The 17,911-nt window shown below is 39.3% G+C and carries 16 protein-coding genes; 7 read left to right on the top strand and 9 right to left on the bottom strand.

Features of this window, described 5'->3' with window-relative positions; all coding sequences use genetic code 11:
• Positions 1-73: 73 nt before the first annotated feature.
• Complete coding sequence (gene petC / locus FFO06_RS03660; RefSeq protein ID WP_137906806.1) at positions 74-613, bottom strand: cytochrome b6-f complex iron-sulfur subunit; 540 nt, start codon at positions 611-613, stop codon at positions 74-76.
• 363 nt (positions 614-976) lie between these two features.
• Here petC and FFO06_RS03665 point away from each other — a divergent pair, with 363 nt between their 5' ends.
• The 5 genes from FFO06_RS03665 (at position 977) to FFO06_RS03685 (ending at position 7,921) form a co-directional block, all read left to right on the top strand.
• The gene (locus FFO06_RS03665; RefSeq protein WP_028090991.1) at positions 977-1,285 is read left to right on the top strand and encodes a DUF3067 family protein; all 309 of its coding nucleotides are present in this window, start codon (positions 977-979) and stop codon (positions 1,283-1,285) included.
• A gap of 258 nt (positions 1,286-1,543) precedes the next feature.
• Entirely contained in the window at positions 1,544-3,838 is a 2,295-nt protein-coding gene (locus FFO06_RS03670) for an IMS domain-containing protein (protein ID WP_201275414.1), read from the top strand.
• A gap of 607 nt (positions 3,839-4,445) precedes the next feature.
• On the top strand, positions 4,446-5,684 hold the full coding sequence (locus FFO06_RS03675; RefSeq protein WP_137906807.1) for a DUF4912 domain-containing protein: 1,239 nt from the start codon (positions 4,446-4,448) through the stop codon (positions 5,682-5,684).
• Positions 5,685-6,185: 501 nt separating this feature from the next.
• Positions 6,186-7,259 carry a class II fructose-bisphosphate aldolase gene (gene fba / locus FFO06_RS03680; protein WP_028084868.1) on the top strand — a complete coding sequence of 358 codons (1,074 nt, stop codon included), beginning with the start codon at positions 6,186-6,188 and terminating at the stop codon, positions 7,257-7,259.
• Positions 7,260-7,438: 179 nt separating this feature from the next.
• Positions 7,439-7,921 carry a DUF29 domain-containing protein gene (locus FFO06_RS03685; protein ID WP_137906808.1) on the top strand — a complete coding sequence of 161 codons (483 nt, stop codon included), beginning with the start codon at positions 7,439-7,441 and terminating at the stop codon, positions 7,919-7,921.
• 260 nt (positions 7,922-8,181) lie between these two features.
• Here the strand turns inward: FFO06_RS03685 and FFO06_RS03690 are convergent, their stop codons facing one another.
• The 8 genes from FFO06_RS03690 to FFO06_RS03725 all read right to left on the bottom strand — a co-directional run bounded on the left by FFO06_RS03690 (position 8,182) and on the right by FFO06_RS03725 (position 16,776).
• Complete coding sequence (locus FFO06_RS03690) at positions 8,182-8,994, bottom strand: carbon-nitrogen hydrolase family protein (protein ID WP_137906809.1); 813 nt, start codon at positions 8,992-8,994, stop codon at positions 8,182-8,184.
• A 297-nt stretch (positions 8,995-9,291) separates the two neighbouring features.
• A complete protein-coding gene (locus FFO06_RS03695; protein WP_137906810.1) occupies positions 9,292-9,945 on the bottom strand; it encodes an HAD-IA family hydrolase in 654 nt (217 codons plus the stop codon).
• Positions 9,946-10,070: 125 nt separating this feature from the next.
• Positions 10,071-11,264 carry an NAD(P)/FAD-dependent oxidoreductase gene (locus FFO06_RS03700; protein ID WP_137906811.1) on the bottom strand — a complete coding sequence of 398 codons (1,194 nt, stop codon included), beginning with the start codon at positions 11,262-11,264 and terminating at the stop codon, positions 10,071-10,073.
• Between the two features lie 38 nt (positions 11,265-11,302).
• Entirely contained in the window at positions 11,303-11,875 is a 573-nt protein-coding gene (locus FFO06_RS03705) for a GNAT family N-acetyltransferase (RefSeq protein WP_137906812.1), read from the bottom strand.
• A 26-nt stretch (positions 11,876-11,901) separates the two neighbouring features.
• The gene (locus FFO06_RS03710; RefSeq protein WP_137906813.1) at positions 11,902-13,032 is read right to left on the bottom strand and encodes a M14 family metallopeptidase; all 1,131 of its coding nucleotides are present in this window, start codon (positions 13,030-13,032) and stop codon (positions 11,902-11,904) included.
• Positions 13,033-13,150: 118 nt separating this feature from the next.
• Entirely contained in the window at positions 13,151-14,401 is a 1,251-nt protein-coding gene (locus tag FFO06_RS03715; protein WP_137906814.1) for a competence/damage-inducible protein A, read from the bottom strand.
• A 35-nt stretch (positions 14,402-14,436) separates the two neighbouring features.
• Complete coding sequence (locus FFO06_RS03720) at positions 14,437-15,228, bottom strand: nucleoside phosphorylase (RefSeq protein ID WP_137906815.1); 792 nt, start codon at positions 15,226-15,228, stop codon at positions 14,437-14,439.
• Positions 15,229-15,243: 15 nt separating this feature from the next.
• Complete coding sequence (locus FFO06_RS03725; RefSeq protein WP_137906816.1) at positions 15,244-16,776, bottom strand: YifB family Mg chelatase-like AAA ATPase; 1,533 nt, start codon at positions 16,774-16,776, stop codon at positions 15,244-15,246.
• 120 nt (positions 16,777-16,896) lie between these two features.
• Here FFO06_RS03725 and FFO06_RS21840 point away from each other — a divergent pair, with 120 nt between their 5' ends.
• Complete coding sequence (locus tag FFO06_RS21840; RefSeq protein WP_236097061.1) at positions 16,897-17,082, top strand: hypothetical protein; 186 nt, start codon at positions 16,897-16,899, stop codon at positions 17,080-17,082.
• A gap of 404 nt (positions 17,083-17,486) precedes the next feature.
• The gene (locus FFO06_RS03735; RefSeq protein ID WP_028084856.1) at positions 17,487-17,837 is read left to right on the top strand and encodes a histidine triad nucleotide-binding protein; all 351 of its coding nucleotides are present in this window, start codon (positions 17,487-17,489) and stop codon (positions 17,835-17,837) included.
• Positions 17,838-17,911: the final 74 nt, after the last annotated feature.

Consider the following 17,911-nt stretch of genomic DNA (forward strand, 5'->3'; position numbering starts at 1 on the left):
TGGTCATTGGTCAAGAGTTGATGAAAATCCCTTTTGTTCTTGACTGGAGACTAATAACTTTTGCACTATGTATTTAAGCCCACCAAGCGGCATCCCCAGTACGGAAGTCAGTTTCCGTCCAAGGAGTTAACAGAACTTTGTCTTCTTCAACTTTTGCATGAGCTAGGGCTAAAGATTTTGGTGCAGGACCACGAATCACCTTACCAGTAGCGTCATACTGTGAACCATGACAAGGACATTTAAACTTGTTTTCAGCCACATTCCAGGGGACAACACAACCTAAATGCGTACAAATAGCATTAATTCCGTAGTCAGCGATCGCTTCTTTACTTTGAACTACAATGTAGGTAGGATCGCCCTTGAGTCCTTGTACCAGAGTGCGGTCTCCCACATTATGACTATCCAGAAATTGACTGACTGAAACATCGTTACCCAATTCGTTCTTAGCTACTGTACCGCCGCCAGCGCCACCACTAGCAGGGGGAATGAAGTAGTTAACAACAGGGTACAATGCACCTAACGCTACTCCGGTAACAGTCCCGAAAGTGAGCAGGTTCATAAATTGACGACGACCCATATCGGGTACATCATTGATTTCAGAAAATTGAGCCATAATCTACGCGCTGTTTGTGTAATTTATTAACCATTTCGACAAGAGTACCAGCACTGGAGTAATTCTTGTCTGCATCGAACTAATAACGCCCGCAGCGATGCTGTACCTCTTTGTGCAAGACTCAAGTGAGCATCTTTTCTGTTAGCATTACATTTCTTTATATCCTTATCATACTGGACTCACGGAACTTAACATCATAACTAAATGTAAAATCTAAATAAGATCAGGGAACAGGGAACTCTTAACAGGGAACAGGAAAGAGGGGAAGCAGGGGAAGATGATTTTTTCTCATACTCCCCACTCCACAATCACCAATACCAAAAGCCAAAATCCAAAATCCAAAATCCAAAAGCCAAAATTACTATGACTGGAAAAGAATTACGCCAACTGTTAATTAATAAATGGGGACAACCCTATGATGTCCAGTTTCGCCGCACCCAGGGTAAAATCTTCTTGCAAATCATGTGGAAGTACCAAGGCCAAGCTTCTTTCCCCTTGAGCGAAAGCGATTACCAAGATCATCTTGACAGCATTGCTAATTATCTCCATGCTTTAGGAGGAACACAACAAGTAGAAACTTTTATTACCGATACCAAAGAGCGTCCCCGTCTCGGTAAAGCAGTTAGCATTCCTCTTGATTTGGGTGAACGTGCCTCCGAATGGATTGTCTAAAAATTAGGGTATAGTGGGTTAGGCCAATACAATAAAATATCACTATGAGTTAAAAATTCCCGATTTAAGATATAAATAAAAATAAAATTATCGGGCAGAAAATAAGATATCTGTTACTATCTACACCTATAGTGCTAGATCAACACGGTATTAATAAAGCTATGATTATGAGACGGTTTTGGCAGCCTAGTATGCTCTAGGTGAATTATGTTAATTTTTACGAGATGCTACGAGAACACAGTGCAGGGGACGTAAGCTGTGCGAATTCCGCTCGATTACTACAGAATTTTGGGATTACCGTTAGCGGCAACTGAGGAACAATTGCGCCAGGCATACAGCGATCGCATTGTCCAACTACCGCGACGGGAGTATTCAACTACGGCTATATCTTCTCGCAAAGACTTAATTTCAGAAGCTTATATGGTTTTATTAGATGCTAAAAAGCGCAAGTCCTACGATGAGCTTTATCTATCTCATATCTATACTGATAACACAACTGCTGATCAAGCGCCATTGCCCCTATCTCCCACAGAGACTAACTCCCAACGTCTTGATCCTTCAACTCTCAGCATCGAAATCAGCCCAGACCGATTTGTTGGTTCTTTGTTAATTCTCCAAGAACTAGGAGAATATGAGTTGGTATTAAAACTTGGTCGTCCGTACTTAGTCAATAAAACTGGTAAAATTAGCGTCAAAACAGGTAATCGTCTCACTCAAACCGAAATTCCCGAAAACCCAAATTTACCAGATATTGTCCTCACAGTGTCTTTAGCTTGTCTAGAGCTAGGACGGGAAGAATGGCAACAAGGTAACTATGAAAATGCGGCAGTTTCTTTAGAAACAGGTGAAGAATTATTGGCCAGGGAAGGATTATTTCCCACGGTTCGCGCCGAAATGACGGCTGATCTTTACAAACTCCGTCCTTATAGAATTTTGGAACTATTAGCACTGCCAAAAGAACAGGTCGCTAAACGCCAACAAGGACTAGAATTATTACAAGGTATTTTAGAAGATCGTGGCGGCATTGATGGCAGTGGCAATGATCAATCAGGGTTAAATATAGATGATTTTTTGCGATTTATCCAGCAAATTCGGCATTTTTTAACAGTATCAGAACAGCATAAACTCTTTGAATTAGAAAGTAAACGTCCTTCAGCCGTGGCCACATATTTAGCAGTATACTCCTTAATCGCCAGAGGTTTTGCCCAACGACAACCAGCTTTAATTCGCCAAGCCAAGCAAATGTTAATGCAATTAGCAAAACGCCAAGATGTACATTTAGAACAATCTCTTTGTGCTTTGCTGATGGGACAAACCGAAGAAGCCACCCGTGTTTTAGAACTAAGTCAAGAATATGAAGCTTTAGCGTTTATTCGAGAAAAATCCCAAGACTCACCCGACCTGTTGCCAGGACTGTGTTTATACACTGAAAAATGGTTACAAAAAGAAGTATTTCCCCATTTTCGTGATTTAGCAAAACAGAAAGCCGCTTTAAAAGATTATTTTGCAGATAGACAAGTACAGGCTTATTTAGAATCATTGCCTACAGATGCTCAAACAACTGAATGGGCAGTGATCAATCCTCAATCCTTTCCCCAGCCAGATACTAATCATTTCCCTCACCATCCTCGTGAAACCGGAGAAACTCACCAATATCATCACCAACCATCCAACCCTGAGTTACTAGAAACACACCATAGCCCCCACCATGAACCTAGCCAGATTTCCATGCCAAGATGGAATCATGTTGCAACCAATGGAAGTGTAGCCAAGCAAGGATCACAAATACCCGTAACACCAACAGCGGCAACCCCCAACAGAAAACCACATCCAGGTAATAACATTTCTAAAGCAGCTACAAACCACCAGCACCCAAGGCGCAGACGACGCAAACCCAGCGCCAATAACATTCCACAACGTTTTTTACAGTCTCAAACTAATTTCCTCAGTAGCCTAGATCCGAAAACACGCTTAGTTTGGATGGTGTTCTTCTCATTAGGAGGAGTAGTAGTTTTTTCGTTGTTAGTATCAACAACTGTGGAATTGGTCAAAAATATCTTCTTTTCCAACCCATCATTAGAGGGAGAACAGTTAGCAATAGAACTAAATCAACCACCGATAACCATTCCTGACCCCAACGGCCAACCTGAAGCAAGGGACGAAGAACTAACAAATAAGACAGCCAAGGAAGTAATTGAAACTTGGTTATCTGCTAAAGCAGCAGCTTTAGGGGAAAATCATGACATTGATGGTTTAAACAAAATTTTAACAGGTCAGGTTTTATCGCAATGGCGTTCATTAGCCCAGCAAGAACAAGAAGATAAACGCTATCGGCAATATAAACATGATGTAAAAGTAGAATCTGTCTCTAAAAAAGGCACAGATAAAAATTATGTATCTGTAGACGCTACGGTACAAGAAGTTACTCATTTCTATGAAAATAGCCGACAAAAAAAGTCTTCTCATGAAAACTTGCGTGTTCGCTATGAGTTGGTTCACAAAGAAGGTAAATGGCTAATTCAGCGAATGTCAGTAATTCAGACGTTTTTGTAATTAGTTAGTTGAGTGAGTTGTGCGTTGTCAGTTTTTCCCTGTTACCTGTCCCCTGTTACCTGTCCCCTGTCACCTGTCCCCTGTCACCTGTCCCCTGTCTCCTGTCCCCTGTCACCTGTCACCTGTCCCCTGTCACCTGTCCCCTGTCACCTGTCCCCTGTCACCTGTCCCCTGTTCCCTGTCCCCTGTTCCCTGTTCCCTGTTCCCTGTCCCCTGTTCCCTGTTCCCTGTTATAAATATTCTCCTTTGCCTGAAATGTTATGAAATCTTGACAATAATACCCTAGTTAACGGCAATATGTTAAGGTTTCATGACAAAACGATCCCCAAAGGGCTGATAACTACGTGAAATACGGTAAAATCCATGTTTAGACCCCTTGATTCCTGGATAGTTTTACTGGTTAATATTTACTTAACAACTCTTTGCAATTCTCAAGCTAAGAATTTAGAGCAGTTGGGATCTTAATAAAAAAAACAGACAGTAAACAAATTTAAAACTGGGGTTTTGTCCAGGAGTCAGTGATAAAAAAATCTGGGTAGATGATATTTGATCAAACTCTATTTTAACCCGGAAAAACTTACCTTTCAAACTACTGGAGGCCAAATTAATGGCAAAAGAACGCCCACCGCTAGAAGAGATGACACTACGGCAATTACGTAAAGTTGCCAGTGAATATTGTATATCTCGCTATAGCAGAATGCGTAAATCGCAATTATTAACATCAATTCAAGATGTTCAGCGTAGCAAATTCTCACTCAGTTCATCTCGTACACAGGAGGCACAAGAAACCGTGGAAGCAACAAAATTTGAATTAGGCCAAGAAGATCGTACTGGTGGTTCTCTTGCTGATGTTGATGAAGCACTAGGGGATTTACCCGCAGGTTATGGTGAAAGCCGGATAGTTCTATTACCCCGCGATCCTCAATGGGCTTATACTTACTGGGATATTCCTAACGACCATAAAGAAGAACTCCGTCGTCAAGGTGGACAGACCCTAGCTCTGCGGATTTATGATGTCACTGATGTTGATCTAGATTACCAAAGTCCTCACAGCTTGCAAGAATACCCTGCGGATGAACTAGCGAGAGAATGGTACTTGCCAATTCCCGTGAGCGATCGCGATTATGTGATAGATGTAGGTTATCGCACCGCTGATGGTGGCTGGTTAGTATTAGCCCGTTCTGCTAGAGTACATATTCCTCCCGTCTATCCTTCCGATTGGATTGAAGATGTCTTTATCACTGTAGACTTTGAAGAAGACTTACGCGCTAAGACCTTCTATGAACTAGTTCCCCCATCTAAGAAATTACCAACTGTTACTGCTAGTGGTGGAAACCCGATTTACGAACAAATCTTTGGCCTAGCAGAATCCGCTGAAGCTCAACGAGTTGCGGGTTCTCTATTCGGTTCTATGCAGCACGTCCCTGGTTCTGCTGCTCCAGAACAAGCCATCAGTTCCTACGTTTTCCCATCTGGTGTAGGTATGTGGGCTGTTCCTAACGTATCTGGTTTAACTATGTCCGGTGTGGGAATGTCCGGTTTCTCCGCTGGTGCTGTTCCCGCGCGTCCCCGCAAATTCTGGTTAGTTGCTGATGCTGAATTGATTGTTTACGGTGCAACCGAACCTGATGCAAATGTCACTATTGGTGGTCGTCCCATTAAACTCAATTCGGATGGTACATTCCGCTTCCAAATGTCTTTCCAAGATGGTTTAATTGACTACCCAATTCTAGCTATTGCGGCTGATGGTGAGCAATCTCGTTCTATTCACATGAAGTTTGAGCGGGAAACACCTTCTCGTAATACTAATACCAAAGATGAAGCTGTTCTGGAATGGCTTGCATAATTGCTGTATTTGAAGATTAACCATAACTGCATTTGTTGATTTCACCCACTATAGAAATAGTATAGTGGGTTTTTTATTGAAAAAAAACAAACAACTTCAACTGATTCAGGACTTACGCAACTGGCATAACAGATGAGATTGTAGTTAGGACTTTAGTCCTATCTTGGGGTCACTATGATAACACTCATCAGGGCTTTAGCCCTGACTACAAACAAAAGATTAGAATTTTATTTTTTGTGACACTTACGTACATCCTAAAATATTTTTGTTGTTACTGAAACTTGATTCAATCAAATGCTAATATTTAGTACTTATTTATACTTGAACAGTACATAAATTGAGAAAATCAGCGAGGAAAATTTTTCAACATAAGCAACCACTACTAGCTATAATTTTTTATAAGTTGAAAAAAACATTAAGATTAGCGTAAAAATTACATTAAAATAAAGATTACGCTTCTATTAAACTGACTGGCTGATACCCAAATTAGGAGGAATATATATGGCGCTTGTACCTATGCGGTTGCTTTTGGATCACGCTGCTGAACACGGTTATGGCATTCCCGCTTTTAACGTTAACAACTTGGAGCAGATTCAGGCAATCATGAAAGCAGCGACTGAAACAGACAGTCCTGTGATTTTACAAGCTTCTCGCGGCGCTCGTAATTATGCAGGGGAAAATTTCCTCCGCCACTTGATTTTAGCTGCGGTAGAAACCTATCCTCAGATTCCCATTGTCATGCACCAAGATCATGGTAATGCTCCTTCTACCTGCTACTCAGCTATTAAGAACAATTTCACCAGTGTAATGATGGATGGTTCTTTAGAAGCTGATGCTAAAACTCCTGCCAGCTTTGAATATAATGTTAGAGTTACCAGTGAAGTTGTCAACGTCGCTCACTCTTTAGGTGTCAGCGTTGAAGGTGAACTAGGTTGTTTGGGTTCTCTAGAAACTGGTGCTGGTGAAGCTGAAGACGGTCACGGTTTTGAAGGTACACTAGACCATTCTCAACTATTAACTGATCCTGATGAAGCTGTTGACTTTGTAGAAGCTACTCAAGTAGATGCTTTGGCTGTAGCTATCGGTACTAGCCACGGTGCTTATAAGTTTACCCGCAAACCAACTGGCGAAATTTTGGCTATTAGCCGCATTGAAGAAATTCACCGTCGTTTACCTAATACCCATTTGGTAATGCACGGTTCTTCTTCTGTCCCTGAAGATTTGTTGGCGCTAATTAACCAATATGGTGGCGAAATTCCTGAAACCTACGGTGTACCTGTAGAAGAAATTCAAAAAGGTATTAAGAGTGGTGTACGTAAGGTAAATATTGACACCGATAACCGTTTAGCGATTACTGCGGCTGTGCGGGAAGCTTTGGCGGCTAACCCCAAGGAATTTGATCCTCGTCACTTCCTCAAACCTTCTATTAAATATATGCAGAAGGTTTGCGCTGACCGTTATGTACAGTTTGGTACTGCTGGTAATGCAAGCAAGATTAAGCAAGTTTCTTTGGAAGATTTTGCTGCTAAGTATGCTAAGGGTGAATTGGTCATGAGGGCTGCTGCTAAGGTTTAATCTTTCTTAGCAATAAATTAAGGTGTAGCTAGGCTATGCCTTTACAGAAGTAAACTGGGAAACGTTACTGTTTCCCGGTTTTTTATATTAATTGTAATTACCTATAAATTTACTTGAGAATAACATCCCTGTGATGAATGTGATATGGTAAGACAATGGCGTAAATAAGGCTATCTGTTATGACTACCAATTTACAATCTACATTCTTAAGTAGTTATATTTATGATCAGGATTATTGTTTGTGGATAGAAACTACAGCTAATTTATTACGTAATCACCAACTAGAACAAGTTGATTTTGAGCATTTGATTGCAGAAATAGAGGACATGGGGAAAGAAAAACGACGTGAATTAAAAAACCGACTCATAGTTTTACTAATGCACTTGCTTAAATATCAATTTCAACCTGAAAAACGTTCTTCTAGTTGGGTAAGTACAATTTGGGAACAGTTTTATCAAATTGAATCTTTATTGGAGGATAGTCCTAGTCTCAAACCTTATTATTTAGAACTATTTTCTGATTGTTATTTAAAAGCTGTTCGCGCTACTAGTACGGAAACTAAATTATCTATTCAGGTTTTTCCTATTGACTCTCCTTTTGAGCCTTTGGATGTCATTAATTCTGATTTTATCATGACACTGCTGAGTCAGGAGGAAATTTAATTTTTATTTTTGGTTAAATTAGTGTAATTGTCATTAGCTAAACTTAAATTTAGTTTAAGTTAATTATATTTTAAATCTTCTATTTGGCGGTGATTTGTAATTCAATATAACGTTCGCGTAGCGTGTCGATAGCTTGCGTAGCGACGCAGGAGCTATAGACATACCACTCCAGGCACAGACAACAGATATGGGGGTTTAGGGAGGGATATTTTGCGTAAGTCCTGTGTAGGAATGATCGCGGGCAAGATGCCCGCACTACATTAAAATACGCGATGTTGTAAAGATGGCATTTGTCGGCGTACTTGTTCTAATCGAGTAGGTTTAATTTCGGCGATCGCTACTCCCGGTTTTTCGCCGGCATCTGCTAAAATTACACCCCAGGGGTCTATAATCATAGCGTGTCCATGGGTTTGGCGACGGTGATAATTATTACCAGTTTGAGCAGGAGCAATCACGTAGCAGGTATTTTCTATCGCCCTAGATTGTAACAATACTTGCCAATGGTCTTTCCCTGTAAAAGCCGTAAAAGCAGCGGGTATAAATAAGATATCTGCACCGTGACTGGATAAATGGCGATATAATTCAGGGAAACGGACATCATAACAAATAGACAGGCCAATTTTGCCCAAATCAGGGGAAGAATAGACAGAAGGTAATTCTTGTCCAGCTTTGACGGTACTTGATTCTTGATAAGTGTTACCATCAGGGACATTGACATCAAATAGGTGTACTTTTTGGTAACGGGCGAGTTCTTGACCGTTAGGACTGACAAGTAACGCTGTATTATAGACCTTACCATTACCATTTACAGGGATAGGGAAGCCGCCGCCGAGAATGGTAACTTGAAAACGTTGTGCCATTTGGTGAAGAAATGTTTCCGTGGCTTGGGCGATCGCATTTCCTTGTGCTATTTTATCCTTTTCTTCACCCATAAAAGAGAAATTTTCTGGTAAACCCACTAATTCCGCACCTTGACGCACGGCCAAATCAATTAATTCTTCTGCTTGGTCCAAATTTTTTTGTAAATCCGGTACACTGGTCATTTGAATAGCGGCGGCTAAATAAGACTTCATAGATTCAAGAACAAACGGTAGATTGAAACAATACAGATATTCAATAAGTAGGTTAGCGTCAAAAATTGTCGTTATGACAAGAGGAAAGAGGATTGGGGAAATTTTACTTTTCCTTACATACTGTGGTTTTTTGTGCCTCTCTACTCATATCTTTATATCATCTTTATATCATATTAGTTTGAACAATTTACAACACCTATCTTCCGCATTCACCCAATGGTTTAAAATCTATTTCACAGATGATATTTTTATTGTCAGTGGAAGCAAACTACAAGCTAGATATTATGCTAGATAGTATTACAGACTGGGATTACGGTTAATCCAAATCGCTCTCATTCCTGCTGCTTTAGCACCTTGATAGTCATCCCTGATACTGTCGCCAATGTGCCATGCGTCTTCCGGGGAACAATTGTGCTTTTTTAAAGCGATTTTAAAAATTTCTGGATCTGGTTTAGCGGCACGGACTTGAGTAGAAATGGTGACAGAAGTAAAATATTCTTTCAGCCCCAAACCTTGTAATACCAAGTATAAACGGGAATCAAAATTAGATAAAACACCCAATTCAACCCCTAAGCGTCGCCAGTTCATTAAAGCTAAGAGAACATCAGGATAAACATACCAAGGTTCAGGAGTACCAAAGTGAATATAAAGTTCACTAAAAAAAGCGGAAAAATCAGTAAAATCTTTGAGAACACCTGCACCTTCAAAAGTATTTAAAGCAATAATGCGCCACCAATCATATTCGCGTTGGGGAATATCTTTAATATCTGTGTTAGGAAATATAGGTGGTGGTGCGGACTTAAAGCTTTTAATAAAGTTTTGATCTAAAATTTGGGCGGAAACTTCGACACCAAATTCCTGGGCGATTTGTCGGTAAATTTCACCTATACTAGTTTTAACACCAAACAATGTGCCTACAGCATCTAAAAAAATTACTTTGGGTTTTTTCATAATAATTAATATTTAAGTCCTCAGTAGTGGGTAAATACATAGCAATGATATCTGAATTTGTGTGGCTTACGTTTCAGATCCCCGACTTCTGCGAGAAATCGGGGATCTTGATCTTAATTTTGAAATTATTGGGAAATGGCTTGTATTATAGGGCTAAATAACCAGTTAAAACCGACTTTTAACTGATGATTTAATGTGGGTAAACGATAGAGATAAGCCAGACGACGGGCTAAATACGCAAAAGAACCGTCTAATTGCACACCCAAACCTGTGAGAGTGGCGTTATCTATTCCTAAAGCCATCATTTCCCCTAATGGTTGATAGCGGAAGGGAAGGAGGGGACGATTGGTAATAGCAGCCCAGATATTCCATGCGGTATAATCAGCTTGTTGAAATGCGACTTGGGCTGTTGCGGGGACTTGCTTTCCTTCTGCGTCGAGACAGTCTGCTAAATCCCCTAAAGCGAATATTTCGGGATGTTCCAGAACTTGTAATTGGGGTGTGGTGGTAATTTGTCCGCGCTGATTTTGCTTGACTGGTAAAGCTGTCACCACTGGAGAAACCTTTGTTCCTACTGTCCAAATTACCAAATCCACGGGAATGGTGTCTACTTGACTTTTATACTCCAAAGAGATACTATCTTTGTCAATGGCGACTACTTTGGTTTCTAAGTCAATAAATACGCCTTTGCTATCTAAGGCTTTTTTAGCGGCTTCACGGTTAAATTCTGGAGAAGTTCGTAAAATTTGATCACCGACCTCAATGAGGCGAAAACGTCCTTTTTGTCCGATTCTATCTGCTAATTTACAAGCTAATTCTACCCCACTGTAACCCCCACCAACTATGGCGACACGGATTTTTTCTGGGTTTTTTGCTTCTAAAATTCGCAGCCGTTCTTCCAATCGGTAAGCGTCAGTAATAGTACGAAATGGGTAGGCATTATCAGTAGCACCGGGAACTAAGTCTATAGGGGTTTCGCCACCTAATGCTAATACTAAGTGGTCATAATTCAGTTCTGATTTATTTGCTAATTGGACTCTTTGCTGGTTGATATCTATGGCGGAAACCGTGGATTGGTAAAATTGAATACCTGTTTCTTGGAGTAATTCGGAGTAAGGTGGGGCTATTTCCCAGGTTTGGAGTTCTCTGGTCAGGAGTTCGTAAAGTAGGGGAGAAAAGACAAAGCGATCGCTCTGATCTACTAAAATAATTTCAGGTTTTGGTGTAGATTCCCAGGGTAATTGGCTTAAGCGTAGCGCGGTGTAGAGGCCACCAAAGCCACCACCGAGTATACAAATTTTTGTAGTTGGTTGAGTCATAATTTTTTTAGCAACTAAATTCCAGTCAGATATTTATTTTAGTGTAACGATTTATTGCGTTCTCTTGCCATTAGCCAACAATCCTGATATTTACCTTCGTGTAAATCATGACCTGATAAAAGCTTGACTTTGACAAAACCACATTTTTCATAACAGCGAATAGCGCGAAAATTTTTCACATTAGGATCAATAACGATTTTAGCAGCTTTTAGTCGATTAAAAAGATAATTTATAGCAGATAAAAGGACTTTTGTCCCAATTCCCTGATTCCAATATTGAGTTTCACCAATAAATAAGTCAATACCATAAACATTATTAGTGTTTTCTAGCAAATACATTTGTTTAATATTTTCTGGTAATTTATGCAAATCATAATATTGTAAATAGCCAATTTCCAAATTTTGATATGAGAAAATACAGGGAATTAAAGGTTCTTCTCCTTTAATTCTAGGTTGATAGATTTCTATAACTTTTTCTAAATCAAAAGGATCATCTCTACCACCATAGAATTGTAATACTTTTTCATCACTACGCCATTTTTCCATTAATTGATAATCATGGATATCATCTTTCATGGGACGAATAGTAATTTGGTCTTTGATGATTAACATGAAAATTAAATACTGCTAATTATAAACTACATAGTTGCTAGTACAAATTCTCCTTCATTAACGGAGTTATTTATTGATATATCATAAACCAAACCTGTTTTCTCGGCATAAATATGAATAGTTGTGGGTAATTCACCGATTTTATTGAAAGTGAGAACCTCATATAATAAATCTCCCTGATTAACTAAAGTACCTAATTTAGGTTTAGATAAAATCATTCCTCCTACAGGACTCCAGTATTTTTTAATTTGACTGAGTGAACGAAAACTGATTTGATGGGATCTAGTTTCTGGTTGGGTTAAATCCTGTATTTCTAAAATGCCTTTTTGAGTTAAATAACTTTTAATTCCGCGCACTCCTTTAGATACTGAATCTGGATTCATTTGCATTCCAGTTCCTAATTCTAGGGTCCATGCTTCTATATCAAATCTGATTTTTTCGCCGGTTAATTTTGACAAAGCATCCTCTAAAGCCAACCAAGGTTTGATAAATGATTCATCAAAAGCATCACCATCATATTCATCAAATATAATACCATAATTGAGGAGAAATAAATTAGCACTATCTTCTCGATTTCGGAAACAATAGAGATATTCTATTCCTTCTCCAGTGTGACTATGTAAATCAATTACGTAGTCTGCATCTAAATAAAGAGATTGCAACTTATAGCGATATTTATCAGTTAGTTGTACACTACTAGGGGAATTTATTTTTTCTAAAAGACTGTCGAAACTAGATTTGATTTTTTGAAAAAAATTATACTTAATAGTGTCTATATCTAAGTCAATTTGAGTACAGGCAAATTCTTCTATATGATCATGTTGTTTTTCATAATCCCAAAAAATTCTATTCCAATTTTTACTATCATAAATATTGAATCTACCAGTGGAAAAGTGATGATTTCGCTGGTTAACAGCCAAAGGATTACAAACAGGAACAAGCCAAATTTCTCCTATTAGCTGAGTATTGTCTAGTGTGATTAAGAAATCAATGAGTTGGGAAATAACAGCATTACCAACAATTTCCGCACCATGTAAATTAGATTGTATATACACCTTTTTACCTGATTTAGCACCAAAAAACTTATATATCTGGAGAGAAAGAAAGTCACCAGAAGCGAGTTGAAAAACGGGAATAGTGGAAACAATGGGAATCATAAATAAAATCCAATAGTCGCTAAAAAACTTGTTTTAAGTATGTCAACACCCCTTCAGACTTAATTTTCTATTTTGATCTAGTTTAAATGCTGAAGGGGTGAATGAACCTAGACAAAACCTATCTTGTCAATAACCGCCGTCGTAAATTGTCTAAAGACGCATTGGCACTAACATAACGAATTAAAGAACGTCCGCGAATCGCTCCCAAACGATGTTCAAAACTTATGACTTGATCTCCAGGACCTGCTAACCCGATATATACTAAACCCACTGGTTTGTCTTCTGTCCCTCCAGTCGGTCCAGCAATTCCCGTAATACTTAATCCCCAAGTAGTTGAAAGACGATTTTTAATACCGATAGCCATTTGTTCGGCCACAGTCGCACTCACAGCGCCAAATTTATCTAAATCTTCTGGGTTGACTCCTAATAATCCGACTTTTACTGAATTATCATAAGCAATTACACCACCCCAAAAATAATCAGAACTACCAGGAATTTCTGTTAACATTTGCCCTAGTCCTCCACCCGTGCAAGATTCTGCTACTGATAGTGTTTCCTGGGAAGACCTTAACAAATTACCAACTACTGAAGCCAAACTGTCATCATCAGCACCGTAATAATCTAAGCCAGCAATTTCTATCAGTTGTTTTTCCACTGGTACAATTAAAGCCTGGGCTGTTGTTGCGTCGGTGGCTTTAGCGGAAATTCTTAATCTGACTTCTCCTTTGCCTGCATAGGGCGCTACTGTGGGATTAGTTAGGTCAAAGTAAGCAGCCACTTTTTCGGCTAAAGCTGATTCTCCAATACCCCAAAACCTTAAACTGCGGCTGTAAATAATTTCTTTTCCCCAACCTTGACTTTTAAGAAAAGGTACGGCTGTTTCTGACCACATTCGATACATTTCGCTGGGAACACCAGGGAATGTAAAAATAGTTAATCCAGTGCGAGGTTGCCAAATAATACCAGGTGCTGTGCCTGTGGGGTTAGGTAGAATTTCCGCACCTTGGGGAATTAAGGCCTGTTTGCGATTATTGGGAGACATGACTCGTCCCCGTTGGGCAAATTTCTCTGCTATATCTTCGACGATATCGGCTCGTTCTACTAAAGGAGCGCCAAAAAAATCAGCGATAGTTTCACAGGTGAGATCATCGGGTGTGGGTCCTAAACCACCTGTAAAAATGAGAATTTGCACTCTAGAAGCAGCAATTTCGATAACTTGCTTGAGTCTGTCTGGATTATCCCCTACTACTGTTTGATAGTAGTGGGGAATGCCTAGTTTTGCTAATTCTTGAGCAAGATATTGGGCGTTGCTATTCAGAATATCTCCTAGTAGCATTTCTGTACCAACACAAATAATTTCTGCACTCATGATAGTTCTTGATGATGTGAATAAACTTAAGAAACTTAAGTAAGTATTTGATCTGACTGGAAATTTGTAGCTGCGTGAATGGCGGTTAAAATTGCATTGTTGATAGCTAAATCCTTTGTTGATAAGATAATATTTTCTGACATGGTACGTTGAGCAATGACAGCACAAACAGCCGCCGCCACAAAATTATATACACCTGCCATTTTAAATAACATTCCCGATTCCATTTCGTAATTGAAAATATTTAATCGGCGATATTCTTCGGTAATTCTCTCAAGAGAACGTATTAAATAGGGATTAGCTGAATTAGTCCGTTCTTGTCCTTCATAAAAGGTATCAACTGAGGCGGTAATTCCCAAATAATGCTCAATTTTTAATTCTTGTGCTGCTTTGACTAAAGCCACGGTCAGGAAAGGATCTGCTATGGCTGGATACTCTACAGGTGCGATATCATTAGCTGCTCCTTGACGACACGAAGCCCCTTTACTAATAACAATACTCCCTACAGATATATGCGGTTGAATTGAGCCACAAGTACCAATACGAATTATTTGTCGAATACCTACTTGCACTAATTCATTAACTACAATACTCAAGGAAGGCGCACCCATTCCACTAGTAGCAGATAAAATCTTTTTTCCATTGGGTAAATAGCCTAAATAGCTATGGAGTCCACGATTTTCTGACAATATACGTACATCCTGTAGATAGGTTTGGGCGATGAAATTAGCCCGCTGGGGATCACCTGATAATAAAGCAATTTCGGGAGGAAATTTACCTAAATCTTCTTTGCTAAAACCAATATGATATAGCATTTTATTATCCATATTTTTGGAGGTTTTTTACTGCATTCTATCAATTGTCCGATATTGAATTGCTTCTGCTACATGGTGGGGTTTAAGATTTTCATCTCCTGCTAAATCTGCTATAGTGCGTGCTACTTTTAAAATGCGATCACTTGCTCTTGCGGATAACCCTAATTTCCTAATTGCAGATTCTAATAAATTACGACTAGGATCATCTAATTTACACCATTTTTGCAGATGACGACTTTGCATTTGGGCATTACATTGTAAATTTCTTTCTTCTTGAAAGCGAATTAGAGAAAGTTCTCTGGCTTTTTCGACTCTTTGGGCTACAGATTTTGATGTTTCTCCTGTTGGTTGTTGGGTTATTTCCTCTGGTTTCAAACGATTTACTGCGACTTGTAAATCAATTCTATCCATTAATGGTCCAGACAATTTTGCCCAGTATTGTTCTCGTTGTCGAGGTGAACAAGTGCAGGCTTGAATTGTATCACCATAATAACCACAAGGACAGGGATTTGTACTAGCTACTAATGTAAATTGAGCAGGAAAAGTGACAGATTGCTTAGTTCTAGAAATTGTCACATAACCATCTTCTAAAGGTTGACGTAAAAACTCTAAAACGTCTCTTTTAAATTCGGTTAATTCATCTAGAAAAAGTACACCTCTATGGGATAATGAAATTTCACCAGGACGGGGAAAAGTACCACCACCAACTAAAGAAGGACCAGAGGCAGAATGGTGGGGACTTCTAAAAGGACGATCTTTTACTAAAGAACCACGATTTTTTAATAATCCAGCTACAGAATGAATGCGTGTAACTTCTAACGATTCGGAAAAACTTAAAGGTGGTAAAATACCCGATAAGCGCCTCGCTAACATCGTTTTTCCACTACCGGGTGGTCCAACAAAAATCAAATTATGTCCCCCGGCTGCGGCAATTTCTAAGGCTCTTCTAGCATGAGCTTGTCCTTTGACATCTTGCAAATCTGCTAAATTTAAAGATGTTTCTGAGGGGTTTTCTAGGCTTTGATTAAACTGTACAGGTTTGTAATTTTTGGGATGATTTAATAAGTCTACTACATCAGCAATATGTTGACAACCATAAACTGATAAACCTTCAACAACAGCCGCCTCTTGAGCATTATCAACGGGAACAATAATACCGGAAATTCCCATTTTTTTTGCCGTTGCAGCAATGGGTAAAATACCAGCAACAGGACGCAAACTACCATCTAAAGAAACTTCTCCTAAGAATAAAAAATCTCCTAACAAATCTGCTTTAACCTGTTCAGAAGCTGCTAAAATTCCTATACTAATTGGTAAATCAAAAGCAGGTCCTTCTTTGCGTAAATCCGCAGGAGTTAGATTAATGACAATTTTCCGCATGGGAAAGGCAAAACCGGCATTTTTTAAGGTGGCTTTTACTCGTTCTTTAGATTCTTGAATGGCTGAATCTGGTAAACCTAAAATCACAATTCCCGGTAAACCCCCAGAAACATCAACTTCCACGCCCACCTTAACCGCGTCAATTCCAACAATAGATGCACTCCAAACTCTAGCCAGCATTTTTTACATATCAATAAACTTTATCCATATCAAAGCAGATTTTTAGGTAAATTAACAATGGGTGAAATCACTTAATAAGATTGTTAACATAACAATAGCAGCTAAAGATGCAGGTGGCTTATGGTTCAAGCATTAACAAAATTATTAACCTGTGCAGAATTTGTCTTTCAATACGGTAACAAACCCCGCTATGAACTTGCAGAGGGAAAAGTGATTGAAATCGAACCAACTGGACTAGATGAAGCCGTTGGTGGTAACCTGGCAACTAAACTGGGTATTGCTATTACTCATGCTGAACTTCCCTAGTTTATGCCGCGCACCTGTCTAATCTGTCCTTTTGCAGAAACAGCCACAGCCCGATGACCTGATATTCTAGTATTAGATGAAACTGTGCTACACCATGAACCTTTAGGAGAGTTTATTAAATCAACTCTTTTACCTTCGCCGCAACTGCGTTTAGATGATATTATGCCGCGAAATTGTATAAATGTTAGTTAGGATATTCTAAATATGAGAAAAATAATTTTTTTCAATATCGCTTGGTCTTAATTCCTCTTTTACCCAATTGTTGGGTGCGAGGCTAATTAAGCGTTTGGTCAGGTCTGGACATAGAGCTATAGATAGATGCACTAATTAAATAACAACTTAACTTTTAATCGTCTGTTCTAACCATCGCTTAAAATCTTGAGCAGATGAGTAAGTAAAACTGCATGAGTCAGAACACAGAAACGATTTTCAGTAAAATCATTCGTAAAGAAATTCCCGCGCATATTGTTTATGAAGACGATTTAGCCCTGGCCTTTACAGATGTTAACCCCCAAGCACCAGTTCACATCCTTGTTATCCCCAAAAAACCCATAGTTAACCTGGCCACCGCTGAACCTGAAGATCAAGCTCTCTTGGGACATCTTCTATTAATAGTGCAAAAGGTTGCAGCACAAGCCGGACTAGAAAACGGTTATCGAGTAGTTATGAATACCGGTGTTGATGGCGGTCAAACAGTCCATCATTTGCATATACATATACTAGGCGGTCGTTCTATGTCTTGGCCTCCTGGTTGATTTTTACATCCAAAATAGTCCATAATTCCTGTGGGGTGGGCATCCTGCCCGCCCAATTATCACAATAGCTTCTA

The organism is Dolichospermum planctonicum, from assembly GCF_005402965.1.
Taxonomy (GTDB): domain Bacteria; phylum Cyanobacteriota; class Cyanobacteriia; order Cyanobacteriales; family Nostocaceae; genus Dolichospermum; species Dolichospermum planctonicum.

Bases quoted from the DNA above. Each gene is read 5' to 3' on its own strand.
- petC (WP_137906806.1), bottom strand. From the start codon at position 613: ATGGCTCAATTTTCTGAAATCAATGATGTACCCGATATGGGTCGTCGT.
- FFO06_RS03665 (WP_028090991.1), top strand. From the start codon at position 977: ATGACTGGAAAAGAATTACGCCAACTGTTAATTAATAAATGGGGACAA.
- FFO06_RS03675 (WP_137906807.1), top strand. From the start codon at position 4,446: ATGGCAAAAGAACGCCCACCGCTAGAAGAGATGACACTACGGCAATTA.
- fba (WP_028084868.1), top strand. From the start codon at position 6,186: ATGGCGCTTGTACCTATGCGGTTGCTTTTGGATCACGCTGCTGAACAC.
- FFO06_RS03685 (WP_137906808.1), top strand. From the start codon at position 7,439: ATGACTACCAATTTACAATCTACATTCTTAAGTAGTTATATTTATGAT.
- FFO06_RS03690 (WP_137906809.1), bottom strand. From the start codon at position 8,994: ATGAAGTCTTATTTAGCCGCCGCTATTCAAATGACCAGTGTACCGGAT.
- FFO06_RS03695 (WP_137906810.1), bottom strand. From the start codon at position 9,945: ATGAAAAAACCCAAAGTAATTTTTTTAGATGCTGTAGGCACATTGTTT.
- FFO06_RS03700 (WP_137906811.1), bottom strand. From the start codon at position 11,264: ATGACTCAACCAACTACAAAAATTTGTATACTCGGTGGTGGCTTTGGT.
- FFO06_RS03705 (WP_137906812.1), bottom strand. From the start codon at position 11,875: ATGTTAATCATCAAAGACCAAATTACTATTCGTCCCATGAAAGATGAT.
- FFO06_RS03710 (WP_137906813.1), bottom strand. From the start codon at position 13,032: ATGATTCCCATTGTTTCCACTATTCCCGTTTTTCAACTCGCTTCTGGT.
- FFO06_RS03715 (WP_137906814.1), bottom strand. From the start codon at position 14,401: ATGAGTGCAGAAATTATTTGTGTTGGTACAGAAATGCTACTAGGAGAT.
- FFO06_RS03720 (WP_137906815.1), bottom strand. From the start codon at position 15,228: ATGGATAATAAAATGCTATATCATATTGGTTTTAGCAAAGAAGATTTA.
- FFO06_RS03725 (WP_137906816.1), bottom strand. From the start codon at position 16,776: ATGCTGGCTAGAGTTTGGAGTGCATCTATTGTTGGAATTGACGCGGTT.
- FFO06_RS21840 (WP_236097061.1), top strand. From the start codon at position 16,897: ATGGTTCAAGCATTAACAAAATTATTAACCTGTGCAGAATTTGTCTTT.
- FFO06_RS03735 (WP_028084856.1), top strand. From the start codon at position 17,487: ATGAGTCAGAACACAGAAACGATTTTCAGTAAAATCATTCGTAAAGAA.